Source organism: Actinoplanes sp. NPDC049599, assembly GCF_044465625.1.
Taxonomy (GTDB): domain Bacteria; phylum Actinomycetota; class Actinomycetes; order Mycobacteriales; family Micromonosporaceae; genus Actinoplanes.
Map to the genome: position 1 here is coordinate 139,744 of NZ_JBITLX010000010.1, position 18,923 is coordinate 158,666.

At 72.6% G+C, this 18,923-nt stretch carries 16 protein-coding genes; 9 read left to right on the forward strand and 7 right to left on the reverse strand.

The features are described from left to right. Window positions 1-113: 113 nt before the first annotated feature. Genes ACIBQZ_RS20025 through ACIBQZ_RS20035 form a run of 3 tightly spaced genes read right to left on the reverse strand, consistent with a single transcriptional unit; the run spans window position 114 to window position 2,913 of the window. Entirely contained in the window at window positions 114-1,163 is a 1,050-nt protein-coding gene (locus ACIBQZ_RS20025) for a PucR family transcriptional regulator (RefSeq protein ID WP_396090219.1), read from the reverse strand. A gap of 57 nt (window positions 1,164-1,220) precedes the next feature. Then, entirely contained in the window at window positions 1,221-2,009 is a 789-nt protein-coding gene (locus tag ACIBQZ_RS20030; protein WP_396090220.1) for an ABC transporter permease subunit, read from the reverse strand. Then, a complete protein-coding gene (locus ACIBQZ_RS20035) occupies window positions 1,987-2,913 on the reverse strand; it encodes an ABC transporter ATP-binding protein (RefSeq protein WP_396090221.1) in 927 nt (308 codons plus the stop codon). Before ACIBQZ_RS20035 ends, ACIBQZ_RS20030 begins: the two co-directional genes overlap by 23 nt. A gap of 226 nt (window positions 2,914-3,139) precedes the next feature. Between ACIBQZ_RS20035 and ACIBQZ_RS20040 the strand changes: the two genes are divergently transcribed. The 7 genes from ACIBQZ_RS20040 (at window position 3,140) to ACIBQZ_RS20070 (ending at window position 10,938) form a co-directional block, all read left to right on the forward strand. Further along, window positions 3,140-3,949 (forward strand): SAM-dependent methyltransferase, encoded by an 810-nt coding sequence (locus tag ACIBQZ_RS20040; RefSeq protein ID WP_396090222.1) that lies wholly within the window; start codon window positions 3,140-3,142, stop codon window positions 3,947-3,949. Window positions 3,950-3,956: 7 nt separating this feature from the next. Then, on the forward strand, window positions 3,957-6,083 hold the full coding sequence (locus tag ACIBQZ_RS20045) for a putative bifunctional diguanylate cyclase/phosphodiesterase (protein WP_396090223.1): 2,127 nt from the start codon (window positions 3,957-3,959) through the stop codon (window positions 6,081-6,083). Window positions 6,084-6,189: 106 nt separating this feature from the next. Then, window positions 6,190-6,957: a BTAD domain-containing putative transcriptional regulator gene (locus ACIBQZ_RS20050; RefSeq protein WP_396090224.1), complete on the forward strand. Its 768-nt coding sequence runs from the start codon at window positions 6,190-6,192 to the stop codon at window positions 6,955-6,957. Window positions 6,958-7,031: 74 nt separating this feature from the next. Further along, window positions 7,032-7,154, forward strand: coding sequence for a hypothetical protein (locus ACIBQZ_RS20055; protein ID WP_396090225.1), 123 nt, complete (start codon window positions 7,032-7,034; stop codon window positions 7,152-7,154). Between the two features lie 160 nt (window positions 7,155-7,314). Further along, window positions 7,315-8,739, forward strand: coding sequence for a family 43 glycosylhydrolase (locus ACIBQZ_RS20060; RefSeq protein WP_396090226.1), 1,425 nt, complete (start codon window positions 7,315-7,317; stop codon window positions 8,737-8,739). Beyond that, on the forward strand, window positions 8,736-10,169 hold the full coding sequence (locus ACIBQZ_RS20065) for a family 43 glycosylhydrolase (RefSeq protein ID WP_396090227.1): 1,434 nt from the start codon (window positions 8,736-8,738) through the stop codon (window positions 10,167-10,169). The genes ACIBQZ_RS20060 and ACIBQZ_RS20065 overlap by 4 nt, the downstream gene beginning before the upstream one ends. A gap of 64 nt (window positions 10,170-10,233) precedes the next feature. After that, window positions 10,234-10,938 (forward strand): Clp protease N-terminal domain-containing protein, encoded by a 705-nt coding sequence (locus ACIBQZ_RS20070; RefSeq protein ID WP_396090228.1) that lies wholly within the window; start codon window positions 10,234-10,236, stop codon window positions 10,936-10,938. Here ACIBQZ_RS20070 and ACIBQZ_RS20075 read toward each other — a convergent pair. The 4 genes from ACIBQZ_RS20075 to ACIBQZ_RS20090 all read right to left on the reverse strand — a co-directional run bounded on the left by ACIBQZ_RS20075 (window position 10,843) and on the right by ACIBQZ_RS20090 (window position 15,438). After that, window positions 10,843-11,865 (reverse strand): endonuclease/exonuclease/phosphatase family protein, encoded by a 1,023-nt coding sequence (locus ACIBQZ_RS20075; RefSeq protein WP_396090229.1) that lies wholly within the window; start codon window positions 11,863-11,865, stop codon window positions 10,843-10,845. The genes ACIBQZ_RS20070 and ACIBQZ_RS20075 overlap by 96 nt on opposite strands. A gap of 19 nt (window positions 11,866-11,884) precedes the next feature. After that, window positions 11,885-13,090, reverse strand: a complete 1,206-nt coding sequence (locus ACIBQZ_RS20080; RefSeq protein ID WP_396090230.1) for a cellulose binding domain-containing protein — start codon at window positions 13,088-13,090, stop codon at window positions 11,885-11,887. Window positions 13,091-13,185: 95 nt separating this feature from the next. Next, the gene (locus ACIBQZ_RS20085; RefSeq protein WP_396090231.1) at window positions 13,186-14,286 is read right to left on the reverse strand and encodes a LacI family DNA-binding transcriptional regulator; all 1,101 of its coding nucleotides are present in this window, start codon (window positions 14,284-14,286) and stop codon (window positions 13,186-13,188) included. Between the two features lie 54 nt (window positions 14,287-14,340). Beyond that, window positions 14,341-15,438: a substrate-binding domain-containing protein gene (locus tag ACIBQZ_RS20090; RefSeq protein ID WP_396090232.1), complete on the reverse strand. Its 1,098-nt coding sequence runs from the start codon at window positions 15,436-15,438 to the stop codon at window positions 14,341-14,343. Between the two features lie 135 nt (window positions 15,439-15,573). Between ACIBQZ_RS20090 and ACIBQZ_RS20095 the strand changes: the two genes are divergently transcribed. Then, entirely contained in the window at window positions 15,574-17,559 is a 1,986-nt protein-coding gene (locus ACIBQZ_RS20095; RefSeq protein ID WP_396090233.1) for a DUF2264 domain-containing protein, read from the forward strand. A 13-nt stretch (window positions 17,560-17,572) separates the two neighbouring features. Next, window positions 17,573-18,874, forward strand: a complete 1,302-nt coding sequence (locus ACIBQZ_RS20100) for an ABC transporter substrate-binding protein (RefSeq protein ID WP_396090234.1) — start codon at window positions 17,573-17,575, stop codon at window positions 18,872-18,874. The last annotated feature ends 49 nt before the right edge of the window (window positions 18,875-18,923 follow it).

Here is an 18,923-nt window from a genome sequence, read left to right on the forward strand (position 1 = left end):
GTACCGCGTGACCGGACAGGGAATGGGGAGTGGGGGCGGATGGTCGCCTCCCGGCACTCCGTGGTGCATCGTACGCCTGGGCCGCGACGATCGGCCCCCGGAACATCGCCGCGTCACCCATCGGGCCACCCCAGCAGCCGGGCGCCGAGGACGGCCGCGTGCAGGGTGAAGCGCTGGGTGGGTTCACCCGGGTGGTAGCCGGTGAGGGCGCGGATGCGGTCCAGGCGGTAAGTGACCGCGCGCACGGACAGGTGCATCTGCCGGGCGGTGGCGGTGTAGTTGCCCTGGTTGTCGAAGAGCACCGCCAGGGTGTCGAGGTAGGGGCGGGCCCCGCCACGGGCGGTCCGCAGCGGACCGAGGACGGCGCCGACCAGGTCGGTGATGGCGTCCCGGTCGCGCAGCAGGACCGGGAAGACGAGCAGGTCGGCGGCGTTGAGCACGGGCGCGGTGAAGCCCAGCCGGGCGGCGTGGTCGAGGGTGTTGTGGGCCTCGTCCAGCGAGGTGGCCAGGCCCTGCATGCCGGGCAGGGTGCGGCCGGTGGCGATCTGCCAGCGGCCGGCGCCGAGGTCGGCCAGCAGCAGGTGGGCCAGCTCGGCGCTGATCCCGCGGAGCCCGCCGGCGCTGATGCAGACCAGGTCGTTGTTGCGCAGCGTGGTGAGGGTGTTGCCCTCGCCGAACCGGGCGGCGAGGGCGGCGTCGACCCGGTGCACGATCTCCGGGGTCAGGCCGGCCGCGCGGGCGACCAGGACGGTGTGGGTGGCGGACAGCCGGATGCCGTAGCGGTGGGCGCGCTCGGCCAGCCGGCCCGGGTCGGCGCGGCCGGTGAGCAGGTCGTTGATGAAGGTGGCCCGGTCGTGGTCGTGGCGGTCCAGCTCCGCGCGGGTCTGCCCGGCGTACCCGTCGATGGCCGCCGCCAGCAGCGAGCGGGTGGTCTCCAGCAGGGCCTGGGCGTGTGCCTGCACCGCACCGGCGGAGTCCGCCGGCACCACCGTCTTCCAGTGCGCCGTGGCCGCGCCCAGGACGCCGTCGACGAGCTCGCGCATCTGCCTGCCGCTGTCGGCGGCCTGCGCGCCGAGCCGGGCAGCCTGCCGCAGCGCCCGGCCGTCGGCCGGGCCGTGCAGCAGCTCCGCCCACGCGTCGGCGAGCCGGCTGTCGTCACTCATCGCGCCGTTCCTCCAGAGGTGCCCGCCGGGCGGCGAGCGGGGGTCGCCGGGCGGATGTCAGACGCCGACGTCGCGGCGGTCGAACAGGACGACCCCGGCGAGCGTGGTGAGCACGCCGACGGTCACGAGCGTGAGCAGGGCGCCGGGATGCCAGCCGGTGGTGAGCGGATCCGTGCCGATGTAGTAGTGGAACGGCGACAGCCAGCGCAGCCAGCTCAGCCCGCCGGCCAGGTCGCTGACCGCGTTGGCCAGGTAGGTCGCGACGGCCAGCACGCCGGTGACCGCCGAGACGGTGCCGCGCCGGCCGGTCGCCGCGCCGACCAGGAACGCGATCCCGGCGAAGCAGCACGCCAGCGCGACCAGCCCCGCACCGGCCGCGGCCACGTGCGACAGCGGCAGGTCGAACCCGATCGCGGGCACGATGATCATGAGGAGGACCCACGGGATCGCCGCGATCACCAGGACGGCGGCGCCGGTGGCGGCGAGCCGCTGACCGGCGAACGCGGACCGCGACACCGGGATGGTGAGCAGCAGCTCCATGCCGCCGTCCTCCTCGGGCCGGGCGATGGTGCGGGCGATCAGCGTGACCGCGCAGGTGAGCACCAGCAGCGGCCCGAGCAGGCTGAAGATCGTCGCCTGCAGGTAGCCGGCCGGCGAGAGCATGTCGGCGATGCCGAGGAAGTCGAGCATGCCCTTGGGCAGCGCCGCCTGCTTCAGCTCCGCCACACCCCGGAACCGCGGATAGAACGACGTGTAGATCGTGGTGAACGCGGCGATGCCGACGGCCCAGCCGGCCAGGGCCCGGCGGTCGTCGCGCCAGGTCTTACGCACGAGCGCGGGAGGCATCGTCCGCTCCTTCGGAGTGGTAGTAGAACGACAGGAACGTCTCTTCCAGGTCGGGCTCGGCCGAGAGCAGGTCGATGACCTCGTGCCGGGCCGCCGCCTTGATCAGCGGGTCGAGGCGGCCGTCGACGGTGCACTTGAGCACCGGCCCGGTGACGACCACGTCGCCGACCCCGGGCAGCGCGGCGAACTCGCCCGGGTCGACCGGATCGTGGAAGTGGATCTCCACGGCCCGGACGGCGCGCCGGCCGAGCGACTCGACCCGCTCCACGGCGGCCAGCCGGCCGTCCCGCACGATCGCCACCCGGTCGGCGACCTGCTGCACCTCGGCGAGCACGTGCGAGGACATGAAGACGGTCTGGCCGGCCGCCCGCGCCTCCCGCACCAGGGCCAGGAACTCCTGCTGCATGAGCGGGTCCAGGCCGCTGGTCGGCTCGTCCAGGATCAGCAGGGCGGGCTCGTGCATGAAGGCCTGGATCAGCCCGACCTTCTGCCGGTTGCCCCGGCTCATCGCCCGGACCGGCCGGGACAGGTCCACCTCGAAGCGCCCGGCCAGCTCGGTCACCCGGGCCCGGGCCACCCCGCCGCGCGCGTCGCCGAAGAAACGCAGCAGCTCGTCGGCGGTGTCCCGGCCGGGGAAGGTCAGGTCCCCGGGCAGGTAGCCGAGCTGCCGGTGCAGCGCGGCCTTGTCCCGGCGCGGGTCCAGGCCCAGCACCGTGACCCGGCCCCGGCTGGGCCGCAGGAAGTCCAGCAGCAGCCGGATGGTGGTGGTCTTGCCGGCGCCGTTGGGACCGAGGAAACCCATGACCTCACCGGCGCCGACCTCGAGGTGCAGGCCCTCGACGCCGCGGTGCGGGCCGTAGAACTTGGTCAAGTCCTCGGCCAGCACGGCAAGGTCGCTTGTCATGCCCTCATCGTGGCGACCGGCCGGTCCGGAATCCAGGTCGGGATCCGGCCGGGATCACCCGGCCCGGGTTGCCGGGATCCGGCAACTCCCGTCGCCATTGTCCTTTGCGGTGGAAAACCGCGCCGACCGGGTAACCACGGTGGACATTGTTCTGGACGCCGAACCAGTTGCCATCCGCCAGCCGGGACGATAGACAGTTGTGGTCTTGAACAGGGGAGGCTCCACCGTGACCGGACCGTCCGACTGGGTACCAGCCGGCATCGACGTCAACCGGCCCAGCGCCGCGCGGGTCTACGACTACTTCCTCGGCGGGGCGCACAACTTCGCCGTCGACCGGGCGCTGGCCGAGCAGATCGCCGCGATGACCCCGAACATCGGCGAGACCATGCGGTCCAACCGGGTCTTCCTGCGCCGCGCGGTGCGCTACCTGGTCGGGGAGGGTATCCGGCAGTTCCTCGACATCGGCTCGGGCATCCCGACCGCCGGCAACGTGCACGAGATCGCGCTGGAGGCCGCGCCCGACGCGACCGTCGTCTACGTCGACATCGATCCGGTCGCGGTCGAGCACAGCCGGGCGATCCTGGCCGGCGTCGACCGGGCCGGGGTGATCTGCGCCGACGTCCGGGACGTGGAGCGGGTGCTCGCCGAGTCGGAGAAGCTCGCTCTGATCGACTTCTCCCGGCCGGTGGCCGTGCTGCTCGCCGGCGTGCTGCACTTCGTGCCGGACGGCGACCGGCCCGCCGAGATCGTGGCGTCCCTGCGGGAGGCGATGGCGCCGGGCAGCTACCTGCTGGTGTCGCACGCCACCGCGGACGGGCAGCCGCCCGAGGTGATCGAGGCCCAGCGGCTCTCGTCGCGCACGGCGACCGAGATCGTGCTGCGCACGCGGGCCGGGATCGCCGCCTACTTCGACGGGTTCTCTCTGGTCGAGCCCGGCCTGGTGTTCATACCGCAGTGGCGCCCGGAGCCGCAGGATCCGGTGGACGAGCACCCGGAACAGGTCGGCGCGTACGCCGGCGTCGGCAGGAAAGACTGAGCATCGGATGGGTTCGCAGGGCGATCGTGGCGCGGCCGGGCTTGCCGGTTTCGCCGCGGACTGGCGTCGGCGCGTCGCGCACGAGGGGTTCGTGCCGATGGATCTCGGCGACCTCGACGCCCTGCTCCGGCGGCTGACCGACCGGCTGGCCGAGGCGTTCCGGGCCGGGACCATGGACCCGCGGGCGGTCGGAGAGGTGGGATCCGCGCTGGTCGAGGCGCACCTGACCGAGCCCGCCGTGCTCGCCGCCACCATCACGCTGATCGGCACGGACCTGCCGGCCGCGGCGGGCCCGGCCGCGGCCCGGCCGCACCGGGTGATCGAGATCCAGTCCGCGGTGGCCGCCGGGTACGCCGCGGCGATCCGCGCGGCCACCATGGCCGAGCAGGAGCTGCTCGGCCGGGCCGTGCTCAACGCGCACGCCGCCGCCGAACGGGCGCTGCGTGCGAGCGAGGAGCGGCTGCGGGCGATCTTCAACGGCGCCGCGATCGGCATCGGCGTGAGCACGATGGACGGCCGCATCGTGCGGGTCAACCAGGCGTTCGCCGACCTGATGGGATACACCCCGGAGGAGATGTGCGGCCTGCTGGTGCCGCAGCTCACCCATCCCGAGGATCCGCCGGACATGTGGAAGATGTACGAGGCGCTGATCGGCGGCAAGCATGATCACGTACGGATGGAGAAGGCCTACTACCGCAAGGACATGGCGGTGGTCTGGACCGACCTGACGGTGTCGCTGATCCGCGACGAGCGGGGCAACCCGGAGTTCACCATCGCGATGGTGCAGGACATCACCGACCGGCGCCGGCTCAAGCAGCGGCTGGAGCACCAGGCCACCCACGACCCGCTGACCGGCCTGCCGAACCGCACGATGGTCGGCGACCACCTCGCCCGGATCTTCGGCACCGCCGGCCCGGAGGACCGGGTCGGGCTGTGTTATCTCGACCTGGACGGGTTCAAACGGGTCAACGACACCCTGGGGCACCAGGTCGGCGACGAGCTGCTGGTGGCCGTCGCCCAGCGGCTGCGCGAGTGCGCCGCCGGCTTCCGGGAGGTCGCGGGCCGGATGGGCGGCGACGAGTTCGTGGTGCTGGTCGAGCACTCCAGCGGGCCCGACGAGCTGACCGCGCTGGCCGAGAAGACGCTCACCGCGCTCGCCGAGCCGTACCAGGTCGGCCAGCACCGGATGCGGCTGTCGGCCAGCATCGGCGTGGTGGAGAGCGGCGTGCACGCGATCAGCGCGGCCGAGCTCATGAAGGCCGCCGACCTGACCCTGTACGTGGCGAAGTCGGAGGGCCGCGGCCGCTTCGTGATGTACGACGCCGACCGCAACGCCCGGCAGGCGGCCCGCTACGAGCTGGCCGCCGCCCTGCCCGACGCGCTGGACCGCCGTGAGTTCTCGCTGGTCTACCAGCCGCTGGTGGCCCTGGCCGACCAGCGGGTGACCGGCGTCGAGGCGCTGCTGCGCTGGCAGCACCCGGTGCTCGGCGTGCTGACCCCGGACGCGTTCATCGAGCTCGCCGAGGAGACCGGCATCATCCTGCCGCTCGGTCGCTGGGTCCTGGAGGAGGCGTGCGCCCAGGCCGCCGGATGGGCGCAGCAGTTCCCCGACCTGCGCCTGTCGGTCAGCGTCAACATCACGGTCTCGCAGGCGCACGAGCCGACGCTGCCGGCCGAGGTCGACAGCATCCTGACCCGCACCGGGCTCGACCCGGGCCTGCTGGTGCTGGAGCTGACCGAGAGCGCGATCATGGACACCCACGGGCCGCTGCAGGCGCTGTCCAGCCTGGCGGAGCGGGGCATCCGGATCGCGATCGACGACTTCGGCACCGGCTACTCGAACTTCGCCTACCTGCGCCGGCTGCCGGTGCACACGCTCAAGCTGGCCGGGCCGTTCGTCGACGGGCTGCGGACGCCGGGCGGCGACTCGGTCGACGAGCAGATCGTGGAGACGATCATCCGGCTGGCGCACGCCATCGGCATCAGCGTGACGGCGGAGGCGATCGAGACCCGCTTCCAGGCCGACCGGCTGCGCGCGCTCGGCTGCGACACCGGCCAGGGCTGGCTCTTCGCGCGGCCGTTGCCTGCGGCCGGCGTGACGGATCTGCTGCGCGCCGCGACGCCGGTCGGCTGACCGGGTAAGCGTCCGGTAATCGGCTCTCCCTAGCGTGGCGGGCACAGCCGCGGCCGGGCGCCGTCCCGGTGGCTGCCCGCCGATCGGATCGAGGCCGCTGGACGACATGGACATTCGACTGCTGGGACCGGTGCAGATCCGCACCGCCCATGGAGAGACGGTCAAGCTGAACCGTCGCAAGGAACGCCTGGCGCTGTCCGTGCTGGTGCTGGAGCCTTCCCGGGTCGTCTCCTTCGACCGCCTCGTCGACCTGCTCTGGGGACAGGCGCCGCCGACGGCGGTCCGCACCTCGCTGCAGTGCCTGATGTCCCGGATCCGCGCCGCGCTGCGCTCGGCCGCCCCGGACTGCGGGCACACGCGCCTGGAGGTGCGGGGCTCCGGGTACGCGCTGCGGGTCCGGCCGGAGGCGGTCGACCTGCACCGGTTCCGCTCGCTGGTCCGCCAGGCCCGGAGGATCGAGACCCCGCGGCTGCGGTCCGAGCGGCTCAGCACGGCCCTCGACCTGTGGCACGGCCCGGCGCTGGCCGACACCGCCGTCGGCCCGGTGCGCGAGCAGCTCTGCGACGACCTGGAGGAGTCCCGGTTCGCGGCGATCAGCGCGCGGATCGACGCCGACCTGGACGCCGGCCGGCACGCCGAGCTGGTGCCCGAGCTGTACCGGCTGGCCGCCGACCATCCGCTGCGCGAGCCGGTGCACGGGCAGCTCGTGCTGGCGCTCTACCGGTGCGGGCGGCGCGCCGACGCGCTGGACGCCTACCGCAAGGTGCGCCGGACGCTGCTCGCCGAGCTGGGCCTGGAGCCCGGCCCGCAGCTGCGCCGGCTGCAGGACGCCGTCATCGGCGACGCGCCCGAGCTGGAGCTGGCCGCCCGCTGATCGTGGCAAGCCGATGGCAAGGCCGGGATGTGATGGTGAGCCGGTCCCCGCTGGCAAGATCTGGAGGAGATGACGTGCGCAACCTCAAGCGTGCCGCGACCGTCGGTGTGACGGGCGCCCTGCTCGCCGCCGGGCTCGCGGTGACCACGGCGGTCTGGGGCGGCAACAGCTCCTGCGGAGCCTTCGCGACGTTGTAGGCCGCCGGCGGAAACGGGGTGGGGCGTGGCCGGTCGACGGTCACGCCCCTCTGTCGTCTCTGTCGTCGCACGCCTCCGGACCGCAACAACCTATTGACATCCATGAAACAACTGGCGAAAGTGTGACCGTTAACAACGGCTCCGGCGTTGAGGAGTGCCCGTGGCGGTCAGCAGATGGCGAAGAGCGGTGTCGGCCCTGGTCGCCGGGGTGGTGGCGGTGGCCGTGGGCCTCGCCGGTCCGCCGGCTCCCGCCGCGGCGGCCGGCCCGTCGTTCACCAACCCGGTGGTCAACCCGCCGAACAGCGGTGACCCGACGCTGGTGCACCACAACGGCTTCTACTACTACGTAGCCACGACCTGGTCGTCCGATGTGGTCATGCGCCGCTCGGCCACGATCGCCGGGCTGCGCAGCGCGGCGGAGCAGGTGGTGGTGCGGACCGGCGGGAACACCATGTGGGCGCCGCACCTCGAGCTGATCGGCAGCCGCTGGTACCTGTACTACTCGGTGGAGGGCTTCGGCGCGGCCCGGCGTACCCACGTCGCGGAGAGCGTGGGCACCGACCCGCTCGGGCCCTACACCGTGCGCGGGATCCTGAATCTCATGCCGAACAACGGCTGGGCGATCGACGCGGCGCCGATCCGGATCAACAACGCGCTCTACCTGACGTTCTCCGCATTCTCGCCGGTGGACAACCTGCAGTCGTTGTTCATCGCGCCGATGACAAACCCGTACACCGCCGGGGCGTTCGGCTCGCGGATCTCCGCGCCGACGCTGGCCTGGGAACGGCAGGACGGCGCGGTCAACGAGGGGTCGTTCGCCCTGCAGCGCAACGGGCGGACCTTCCTGACCTACTCGGCGAGCCACTGCAACGGGCCGAACTACAAGCTCGGCATGCTGGAGTTCCGCGGCGGCGACCCGCTCAGCGCCGGTTCCTGGTCGAAGTTCGCCAACCCGATCTTCCAGCGCAACGACGCGGCCGGCGTCTTCGGGCCCGGGCACCACTCGTTCTTCTCCTCGCCGGACGGCACCGAGACATGGATCGCGTACCACGCGAACTCCTCGGCGAGCCAGGGCTGCGGCACCACCCGGTCGACCCGGGTGCAGAAGATCTCCTGGAACGCCGACGGGACCCCGAACCTCGGCGTGCCCGTCTCGACGTCCACCGTCCTGGCCGCGCCGTCGGGCGAGAGCACGCCGGCGAGCAGAGAGATCCGCAACCGGCACAGCGGTCTCTGCCTGGGCACCGAGGTCCGGCAGTGGACGTGCGGTTCGGCCGCCGACCAGGACTGGTACCTGACCGACGCCGGTGGCGGCTATTCCACGATCACGAACCGGCAGCGCGGGCTCTGCCTGGACAACAAGGACTGGGGCACAGCCGCCGGCGCGCCGGTGCAGCAGTGGACGTGCAACGGCCTGGCCGTCCAGCAGTGGCGGGTGACCGCGCTCAGCGGCGGCTGGTCCGTGCTGGTCAACCGGCACAGCGGGCTCTGCCTCGACAACTACAACTTCGGCACCGCGCCCGGGGCCGAGGTGCGGCAGTGGACCTGTAACAACAACAACGCGCAGCAGTGGAGCATCGCATGAGCAGATTCCGCCGTACCGTGATCGCCCTCGGCCTGGCCGCCGCCCTGCTGGCCGTGTCCGCACCGCCCGCCGCCGCGCAGTTCGTCGTGATGCGCAATCCGGTGGTCAGCCAGCGCGCCGACACTGCCATCTACAAGCACACCGACGGCTACTACTACATGACGGCCTCGGTGCCGGACTACAAGCGGGTCGAGCTGCGCCGGGCGACCACGGTGCAGGGCCTGGGCTCCGCCGCCACGGTCAACGCGTTCACGGCGCCGTCGAGCGGGGCGCTCAGCGGCTGGATCTGGGCGCCGGACATCCGCTACTACGACGGCGCCTGGTACATGTACTTCTCGGCCTCGCCCGGCACGGCGCGGTTCGACCAGCGGCTGTACTGGATCCGCAACACCTGCGCGAACCCGACGACCTGCGCGTGGAGCGCGCCGCAGCGGTTCACCACCGGCTGGGAGTCGTTCCAGCTGGACCCGGCGTCGTTCGTCAACCGCGGCGTGCGGTACTTCGTGTGGGCCCAGGACAGCCCGAACACCAGCTACAACAGCCACATGTACATCGCCCGGATGAACGGCGCGACCGGCATCACCGGCACGGTGGCGGAGATCGCCCGGCCCACGTACTCCTGGGAGATGGAGGGCGTCGCGGGCGTGGTCGAGGGCCCGTCGCCGCTGATCAGGAACGGCAAGGTGTTCATCGCGTACTCGGCGTCCGCGACGGACTCCCGGTACAAGCTCGGCCTGCTGTCCGCGAGCGACACCGCGGACCTGACGAACCCGGCGTCCTGGTCCAAGCGCGCCAACCCGGTCTTCCAGACCGCCAACGGCGTGTACGGCCCCGGCCACGGCAGCTTCACGGTGGCCGAGGACAACACCACCGACCTGCTCGTCTACCACGCCCGCGACTACGCCACCCCGACGCCGGACGCGCTCACCGACCCGAACCGGCACACCCGGGTGCAGCAGCTGTACTGGCAGGAGAACGGCGACCCGTTCCTGGGCCAGCCGATCCCGAGCACCGTGTCCGTCCCCGGCATCCGCGGCCGGCACAGCAACCGCTGCGTCGACAACTACGAGTTCAGCACCACGCCGGGGGCGCTGGTCCGGCTCTACGACTGCAGCGGCAACACGGCCCAGGAGTTCGAGTTCACCTACAAGGGCGCGACCGGCTACGAGATCCGCAACCGCAACACCGGCACCTGCCTGGACAACCTGAACCACAACACCGCCTCGAACGCCGACGTGGGCCTGTACCCGTGCAACGGCTCGACGGCGCAACAGTGGACGGTCCAGGACCGGGGCAGCGGCTGGTTCTCGCTGCGCAACATCGCGGGCAACATGTGCCTGGACAACTACAACTGGGACGCGGCCAACGGGGCGCGGCTGTCGCTCTACGCCTGCAACGGAACCGCCGCCCAGCAGTGGCGCCGCGGATGACACCCGGCCGGGCATCGTCAACCTGGAGTTGACGAAGCCCGGCGCGTCAACCTATGGTTGACGCATGACGACAAACGAACCCGCCACCGCCTCGGTCCGGCTCGACGACCTCATCGAGGCCATCAAGAAGAACCGCCCCGACGCCCTCGACCAGCTCACCGACGCGGTCCTGGCCGCCGACCACCTCGGCGAGGTGGCCGACCACCTGATCGGCCACTTCGTCGACCAGGCCCGTCGCTCCGGCGCCTCCTGGACGGAGATCGGCCGCAGCATGGGCGTCACCAAACAGGCGGCCCAGAAGCGCTTCGTGGCCAAGGGCGAGGCGCCGGACCTGGACGCCAGCCAGGGCTTCAGCCGCTTCACGGACCGGGCCAGAAAGGTCGTCGTGACGGCGCAGGAGGAGGCCCGCGCCCGGGGCAACGCCCAGATCGGCGTGGCCCACCTGGTCCTGGGCCTGGTGGCGGACCCGACCGGCCTGGGCGCCCGGACGATCGTCGCGCAGGGGGTGTCGCTCGACGCCGTCCGGCAGACCGCCACCGCGACACTGCCGGCGGGGGCGGACTCGGTGCCGGCGCTCATCCCGTTCGACGCGCACGCCAAGAAGGCGCTGGAGCTGACGTTCCGGGAAGCCCTGCGGATGAACCACAACTACGTGGGAACGGAACACATCCTGCTAGCACTGCTCGAACTGGAGGACGGCACGGGCGTCCTCGCCGGCCTGGGCGTGGACAAGGCCGCCGCGGAAGCATCCGTCGCGCGGCAGGCGTAGCCGGGCCTGGACCGGCAGGTGGTCGCTCGGGTGCTGGGTCCCGAGGCGGTACGTGTTCATCAGGGTCGCCAGCGCGGTGACGCCCGGCGTGGTGAGGATCCAGTCGTCGCGCTCGCCGCCGGGGATCAGGGGCCCGTAGTTGTGGATCGTCGCGTACGCGGGGCCGCGCCGGGCCGCGGCGGTCCAGGTGTCGCGGAAGCCGGCCTCGTCGACGAGGAGGTGGTAGACCCTGCTGCTCGACCGTGCCGGGGTGTTGAAGTCGCCGGTCAGCACGACCGGCAGCGGCTCGAACCCCGCCAGCCGCTCCCGGATGAGCTGGGCGGCGTGGCGGCGGGCGTTCTCGCTCACGTTGTCCAGGTGGGTGTTGACCGCGTAGAAGCGCCGGCCGGTCGTGAGGTCGGCGAACAGCGCCCAGGTGACCATGCGGGTGTGGTTGGCGGCCCAGCTGATGGAGCCCGGCACCTCCGGGGTCTCGGAGAGCCAGAAGTTGCCGGACTGCTGCGGCGCCAGCCGGGCCTTGGCGTAGAAGATCGCCATGTGTTCGCCCCGGTCGCGGCCGTCGCGGCCGGCGCCGAGGTAGTCGTAGCCGGTGCCCAGGTCGGCTCGGATGTCGGCCAGCTGGGCGGCGAGGCCCTCCTGCGTGCCGATCAGGTCCGGCCGTTCGGTGGTCAGCACGGCGCGCATCGCCGGGCGTCGCTGTGCCCACGATCCCGGGGTGCGGTCGGCGGCGTACCGGAGGTTGAAGGTCATGACCTCCAGGTCGGCCGGCCCGGCCGGGCCGGCGAGGGCGTCCATCGCGGTGGGTGGCGCGACGGCGGCCGACGGGACCGGCGCCGCGGCCGGGGCCTCGCGGGCGGTCCCGTCGGTGCCGACGACCGTGAGTGTCATGGCGACCAGCAGCCAGGGGACGAGGCGGCGGGTCGGCACCGTCAGACGATAGCGGAGCTCAGTAGCCGTAGCGGGACTTCAGGTGGCGCCACCAGTCGCGGAGCATCCAGAGGTCGAAGTCGGTGATCCGGGTGGCGCTGCCCGCCTTCATCAGGAAGCCGCCCACGTCCGGGCTCCAGTCGTAGAAGTCGTCCAGGCCGAAGGTGTGGCCGATCTCGTGCAGCAGGATGTGGATGTCGTCCTGGCCCAGCGCGCCGAGGAAGTACTCGCTGCCGATGCGCTGGCCCCAGTCGCCGCCGGCGCCGCCCTGGAAGCCGGCGGTCAGCCAGAGTGACTGGTCGTAGTGGTGCGCGACGCCGCCCGGGCAGTTCGGGTACGTGCCGGACTGGTTGAAGAAGCGGCCGCAGGGTTCCGAGCACTGGGGCGCGTTCTCCCGGATGTTGTTGACGTAGATGTCCACCGAGCTGTCCGTCCACTGCAACTGGGCCCGGTCGCGCACCGCCCAGCCCACGATATTGACCGGCACCTCGGCGTACGGCCAGCCGTTGTGGCCCGCCATCACGTCCATCCACTTCTTCACCTGGCGCTTGAGGGCGGCGTGAACGGCGTCGCGCTGGGCGGCGGTGACCGTGGCGGCCGAGTCCCACCGGACGCAGTAGTTCAGGTAGCCGCGGTTGGCCATCACCTGGTCCCAGCCGTAGTTCCGGAAGCCGTACAGGTTGGCGTAGGTGCTCTCCTGGTGCCGCCAGACCTCGTCGAGCGGGCCGACCAGGTTGCTCGGCGGCGCCCAGCCACTGGTGGGCGTGGACGGAGTGGGCGTCGGGGTTGCGGTCGGCGTGGCGGTCGGGACGGGCGAGGTGGGCGTGGTCGCGCCGGTGCAGGCGGTGCCGTTGAGGCTGAACGACGAGGGCTGCGCCGGGACGCCAGCGCCCTGGAAGCCGAAGCTGACCTGGCCGCCGGTGGCGATGGCGGAGTTGTAGCCGGCGTTGACCGCGGTCACCTGGCTCCCGCTCTGGGTCACCGTGGCATTCCACGCCGAGCCGACGGTCTCCCCGTGGGTGAACGGGAAGACCAGCCGCCAGCCGCTGACCGGGTCACCGAGATTGGTGATCCGCACGTCGGCGGTGAATCCGCTGTCCCACCGGCTAGCCACGGTGTAGTCGACCCGGCAACCCGCGGCGGCCGCGGAGGCGACGGCGACGGTGCTGCCGGACGCGGCCAGCGCGGCCAGCACGGCCAGGCCGGCGAGTGACGTTCTGCGCACGATGATCCCCTTCGAAGTGCGGAGACTTAGTTGTGACTCCCGTCATTCTAGGCCAGACGTAGACCATCATCTATTAGTTACGGGTTAAGCCCCGCTCACTGGCGTTCGCGGTCGTACACCGACAGTGAGGACTGCCGGACGATCAGCTCGGGCGCGACCAGCACGCCCTGGGCCGGCCGCCGGTCGCCGTCGAGCAGGCGCGAGACCAGCACCTCGACGGCGAGCCGGCCCACGTGGTTCTTCGGCGGGCGGACCGCGGTGAGCGCGGGCTCGCCGAGATGGGCGATCTCGTCGTCGTAGGACACCAGGGCCAGGTCGTCGGGGACGCCGAGGCCGGCCTCGGCGCACACCTGGGCGACGCAGATGGCGTGCGGGTCGCTGTGCACGATCAGCGCGGTGATCCGGGCCCGGCGGCACTCGGCCAGGATGTCGTGGATGATCCGGCGGTGCCCGGGCCGGTCGAAGGTCACCGATTCGCGGACCACCGTGGCGTCGGAGACGCCGAGCTCCGCGCAGGCGCTCCGCCAGCCGCGCAGCAGGTAGGCCGAGGTCGGGCTGCCCTTGGCCAGCAGCAGCCCGATCCGCCGGTGGCCGTGCTCGTGCAGGTGGTGCACGGCGATCTCCAGGCCCAGCGCGTGGTCGCTGCGGACCCACTCGATCTGCCGGGGGGTCGCGGTCCAGCCGCGCGGCTGGCGCTCCACCAGGATGGTCGGCACCGGCAGCCGGCCGATCCAGTCGATCATCCGGGCCGCGTCCGCGCCGTCCAGGCTCGGGGCCAGCAGCAGGCCCTGTACCTGCCGGGCCGCGACGAGCCGGCCGATCTGCCGGCGGTCCTCGTCCGGGTCGTAGCTGGAGCCGCGGAGCTGCACGGTGACCCCGAGCGCCGCGGCCGCGGCCCGCGCGCCGGCCACGATGGGCGGCCAGTAGAAGTCCAGTGACGGCACGACCATCCCGATCGTGAACGCGGCGGCCGGGCGGGGCCGGTCGGGCGGGCGGACCTGGCCGGGCAGCGTGGCGCCGCCGTGCACCCGGGTCACCAGGTTGCGGGCGGCCAGCGTGGCGATGTCGCGGCGGATGGTCAGCTCGCTCACGCCGAGGTCGCGGGCCAGCTCGCGGACCCGCACGGCCCCGTTGCGGCGCAGTTCGCCGAGCAGTCGCTCGTGGCGCTGCACCGAGAACAGCCGTTCCTCCGTCAACCCGCGCCGCCCGGCGTGCTCAGATATCCATGTCTGACGATGTTAACGCAAACGTCAGGGGTCGGCGCGGGGCGGCGCCGTGGAATCCCGGACCCGCAGCGACGGGCTGATCACGACCCGGTGGGTGGGCCGGTCGGGGTCGGCGAGCCGGTCGGCGACCAGCCGTACGGCGGCCCGCCCGATCGAGCGCCGCGGCGGCCGGACCGCGGTGAGCGCCGGGCTGACCAGCCCGGCCACCTCGTCGTCGTACGCGACCAGGGACAGGTCGCCGGGCACCGACAGGTGCCGCTCCTCGCAGCGCTGCACGAGCGCGACGGCCTCCGCGTCGGCGTGCACGAGCAGCGCGGTCGTGCCGGTGCGCAGGCACTGGTCGAGGGCGTCGTCGAGGGCGGCCCGGCACTCCGGGGAACGTGCGTCCGGCACCAGCGCGTCGACGGTCGCGCCGGCGTCGAGCCCGCACTCGGCGGTGGCCTCGAGCCAGCCCCGGCGCACGTGCGGGCGGGTCGGGCTGGGCTCGGCCAGCACCACGCCGATCCGGCGGTGGCCCAGCGCGACCAGGTGCCGCACGGCCATCGCCGCGCCCAGGGCGTGATCGGTGACGACCGACTCGAGCACGGCGTGGTGCGGCCCGGCGGTGGCGGTGCGTTCGAGCAGGACGACCGGCATCCCGGCGCCGGCCAGCCACTCGATGGTGCGCCCGGTGGTCGGCGCGTCCATCCGCGGCGCGACGATCAGCGCGTCCACCCCCTGCTGGTCCACCAGCCGGGTGAGCTGCGGCCGGTCGTCCTCGCTCTGGTACGACGAGCCGCGCAGGACCACGCGCATGTCCAGCTCCCGGGCGGCCTCCTCGGCGCCCTGCGCGACATTGGGCCAGTAGTAGTCCAGCGACGGCACCAGCATGCCCAGCGCGTACCCGCCGACCGGTTCCTCCTCGGCGGCGACCTCGGCCGACGGCAGCGCCACGCCGCCGTGCACCCGGCGGACCAGGCCCTCGGCGGCGAGCTGGGCGATGTCCCGGCGGATGGTCACCGCCGCGGCGCCGAGCGCCTCGGTGAGGTCCGAGATGCGCAGCACCCCGTCGCGCTGGAGGGCCTCGAGCAGCCGGGCCCGGCGGGTGACCTGGAGCGGACCCCGTCTGTCTGCAGTGCTCACCGTGACTCCTCCATCGTGAACGTTTGTGATCGTATCAGATCGCATTTGCCATCATGAGTGTGAACAAGGCATTGACATGCGCGATTGTGAGCGTTTAACGTCCCGGAAACGGAGCGATCACCTCACTCAAGGCTCTTGTCCGAGCCGATCGGAGTGCGCCGCGTGCTGCCCGACCACGACCTGACGACGCCCGGCCCGACCCGCGCGGACCTGCTCCACCTCGCCGACCGGATGCTCACCGCCGCCCGCCGGTATGCCTCTCCCGGGTTCGCCCGCATCCAGTTCCCGGGCGCCGAGGGCGGCTACGGCCGGGCGGTCGACGGGCTCGAAGGCTTCGCCCGGACCTTCCTGCTGGCCGGGTTCCGCCTCGCCGGGGCGCGCGGCGCCGGCCTGGACGAGCTCGCCGACCGGTACGCGACCGGCATCGCCACCGGCACCGACCCGTCGTCGCCGGAGCGCTGGGTCCGCCCGGACGAGCACGGACAGGCCAAAGTGGAGGCCGCCTCGCTCGCGCTGATCCTCGACCTGACCCGCCCGTGGATCTGGGACCGGCTGGCCCCGGACGCCCGCGAGCGCGTGGTGGCGTATCTGGCCACTGTGGTCGGTGACGACACCTACCCGCGGACCAACTGGGTGTGGTTCCGGCTGGTCGTGCAGACGTTCCTGCGCTCGGTCGGCGGTCCTTTCTCGACCGCCGAGATGGCCGCGGACCTCGCCACCCACGACTCCTTCCGGCGCGCCGACGGGTGGCTGTCCGACGGGCCCGGCCGGGCCTTCGACCACTACAACGGCTGGGCGCTGCACCTGTACCCGGTGCTGTGGGCCCGGATGGCCGGCGCGGCGGAGCTGGCCGCGCCGCGCCGCGACCGTGACCTCGCCGCCCTCGACCGGTTCCTGTGCGACGCCGTCACGCTCATCGGCGCGGACGGCTCGCCGCTGCTGCAGGGCCGGAGCCTGACCTACCGGTTCGCCGCCGCGGCGCCGTTCTGGGCGGGCGCCCTGGCCGGGGTGCCCTCGGTGTCGCCGGGCCTGCTGCGGCACGCCGCCACCAGCATCATCGGGCACTTCGCCGCGCACGGCGCGCCCGACGACCGCGGCCTGCTCACGCTCGGCTGGCACGGGCCGTGGCGGCGGCTGGCCCAGTTCTACTCCGGCCCCGGCTCGCCGTACTGGGCGAGCAAGGGCCTGCTCGGCATCGCGCTGCCGGCCGATCATCCGGTGTGGACGGCCGAGGCGGAGCCGTTGCCCGTGCAGACCGGTGACACCCTGCGCGCGCTGACCGCGCCGGGCTGGGTGGTCAGCGGCTGTCGCGCCGACGGCATCGTCCGGATCGTCAACCACGGCACCGACCACGCCACCGAGGACTCGCCGCTGGCCGACGCCCCGATGTACGCCCGCCTGGGCTACTCCACCGCGACGGCCCCCGTCCTGGACGAGGACGGGTGGACCGCCCCGGAGGACCAGACCGTCGCCCTGGTCGACCGGGAGGGCCGGCGCACCCACCGCACCGGCATGCGGGAGGTCTTCGCCCGCGTCGACGAGGCCGGCGTCGCCGGGTCGACCACCCTCGCCCACTGGGTGAAGACCGGGACGGGGCAGCCCGACTACGGCGGCGGCCGCTCCGGACCTTCGTGGCCCGCCGGGCGGATCACGGTGGTCTCGCTGGTCCGTGGCCCCTGGGAGCTGCGGCTCTCCCGGGTCGACGAGCCCGACCCCGCCGCGGTACGGCTGCGCGTCGGCGGCTGGGCGGTGGCCGGGGAAGGCGCCGGCGCCACGTCCGCCCGGACGGCCACGGCGACCGGGGGACTGCTGACCTCGCGCCTCAGCCACGTACCGATCGATGACGGCACGCCGCGCGAGGTCACCGCCGGGGTCTCCACGCACGGCGATGCCGGGCCGCTCGGCGGACCGGTGCGCGTCCCCTGGCTGGAGCACGCGCCGGAGGCCGGCGCGTGGATCGCCACCCTCGTTGAGCTGTCCGCGGCGCACGCGGCGCCGGACACCCGGGAGTGCCGGGTCGCGCTCGACGGCGCCGAGGCCGAGGTCGACTGGCCCGACGGCGTCCGCACGCGCAGCCGCATCGACCACCAGCCACCGGGTGCAGCACCCGGCCCCTCATGACAAAGGAGACGCGATGAAACGTTCGATGGCGGCCGTCCTCGGCGCCGCCGCGGCGATGACGTTGGTGCTGGCGGGTTGCAGCGGTGACGACACCTCGGACGCGGCCGCCGACGCGTCCACGCTCACCCTCGCCGGGTGGAGCCTGGCCACGACGCCGGAGTTCAAGACCCTCGCCGACGGGTTCCATGCGGCCAACCCCGGCATCACCGTGCAGCTCAAGGAGTACGACGCCGCCAACTACGACACCCAGATGATCGCCGACCTCGCCGCCGGCAAGGCGCCCGACATCTACGTGCAGAAGACCCTCAAGAACTTCTACACCTACCAGAACGGCCGCCAGCTGCTCGACGTCTCCGACGTCGCGGCCCAGCTCGGTGACAAGGCCGGCGGCCTGGCCAACTACCAGATCGACGGCAAGACCTACGCGATCCCGTACCGGCAGGACTCCTGGGTGCTGTTCTACAACAAGGCGCTCTTCGACAAGGCCGGCGTCGCGCACCCGGACGGGTCGTGGACCTGGGACGACTACGCGAGCACCAGCAAGCAGCTGACCACCAAGCTGAAGGCGGCCGGGTCGCCGGCGCTCGGGGACTACCAGCACCTCTGGCAGTCGACGGTGCAGGGCTTCGCGCTCGCCCAGACCCCCGGCGCCGACCTGCAGAGCGGCGACTTCGGCTACCTCAAGCCGTACTACACCCGGGCGCTGGACCTGCAGCAGGCCGGCGCCCAGGTGACGTTCGGCGACGCGACCACCAACAACCTGACCTACCAGGCCCAGTTCGGCAAGCAGCGGGCCGCGATGATGACGATGGGCACCTGGTACATCGCCACGCTGCTCAAGCAGCAGGCCGGCGGCGACGCGGACGTTTTCGAGTGGGGCATCGCCCCGGCGCCGCAGCCGACCGCGGCCACCGCCGGCACCGGCAACACCCCGCTGACCTTCGCCGACCCCACCGGCCTCGGCATCAACCCGAAGATCGGCAAGGGCAAGGTGGACGCGGCCAAGGCCTTCCTCGCGTACGCCGCCGGCGAGCAGGGCGCCAAGAGCCTCGCCGGCATCGGCATCACCCCGGCCGACACCGCCGCGGTCGCCGACACGTTCTTCACCCTCAAGGGCGTGCCGACCGACAAGGTGTCGAGGTTCGCGTTCGCCTCGCACGAGACCAAGCCGGAGAACCCGGTCTCGAAGTACACCACCGCGCTGCAGAACATCCTCGCCGACCTGCACACGGCGGTGATGTCCGGCAGCAAGGACATCAACACCGCCATCGCCGAGGCGCAGACCCGCGCCGCGAACGAGGTCCTGAACAAGTGATCCGGCCGGGCCCGGCGCGTGCGCGGACCGGGCCCGGCACCCACCCTCC

Coding starts and splice junctions, on each gene's coding strand:
- ACIBQZ_RS20025 (WP_396090219.1), bottom strand. CDS start 1,163: ATGAGTGACGACAGCCGGCTCGCCGACGCGTGGGCGGAGCTGCTGCAC.
- ACIBQZ_RS20030 (WP_396090220.1), bottom strand. CDS start 2,009: ATGCCTCCCGCGCTCGTGCGTAAGACCTGGCGCGACGACCGCCGGGCC.
- ACIBQZ_RS20035 (WP_396090221.1), bottom strand. CDS start 2,913: ATGACAAGCGACCTTGCCGTGCTGGCCGAGGACTTGACCAAGTTCTAC.
- ACIBQZ_RS20045 (WP_396090223.1), top strand. CDS start 3,957: ATGGGTTCGCAGGGCGATCGTGGCGCGGCCGGGCTTGCCGGTTTCGCC.
- ACIBQZ_RS20050 (WP_396090224.1), top strand. CDS start 6,190: ATGGACATTCGACTGCTGGGACCGGTGCAGATCCGCACCGCCCATGGA.
- ACIBQZ_RS20065 (WP_396090227.1), top strand. CDS start 8,736: ATGAGCAGATTCCGCCGTACCGTGATCGCCCTCGGCCTGGCCGCCGCC.
- ACIBQZ_RS20070 (WP_396090228.1), top strand. CDS start 10,234: ATGACGACAAACGAACCCGCCACCGCCTCGGTCCGGCTCGACGACCTC.
- ACIBQZ_RS20100 (WP_396090234.1), top strand. CDS start 17,573: ATGAAACGTTCGATGGCGGCCGTCCTCGGCGCCGCCGCGGCGATGACG.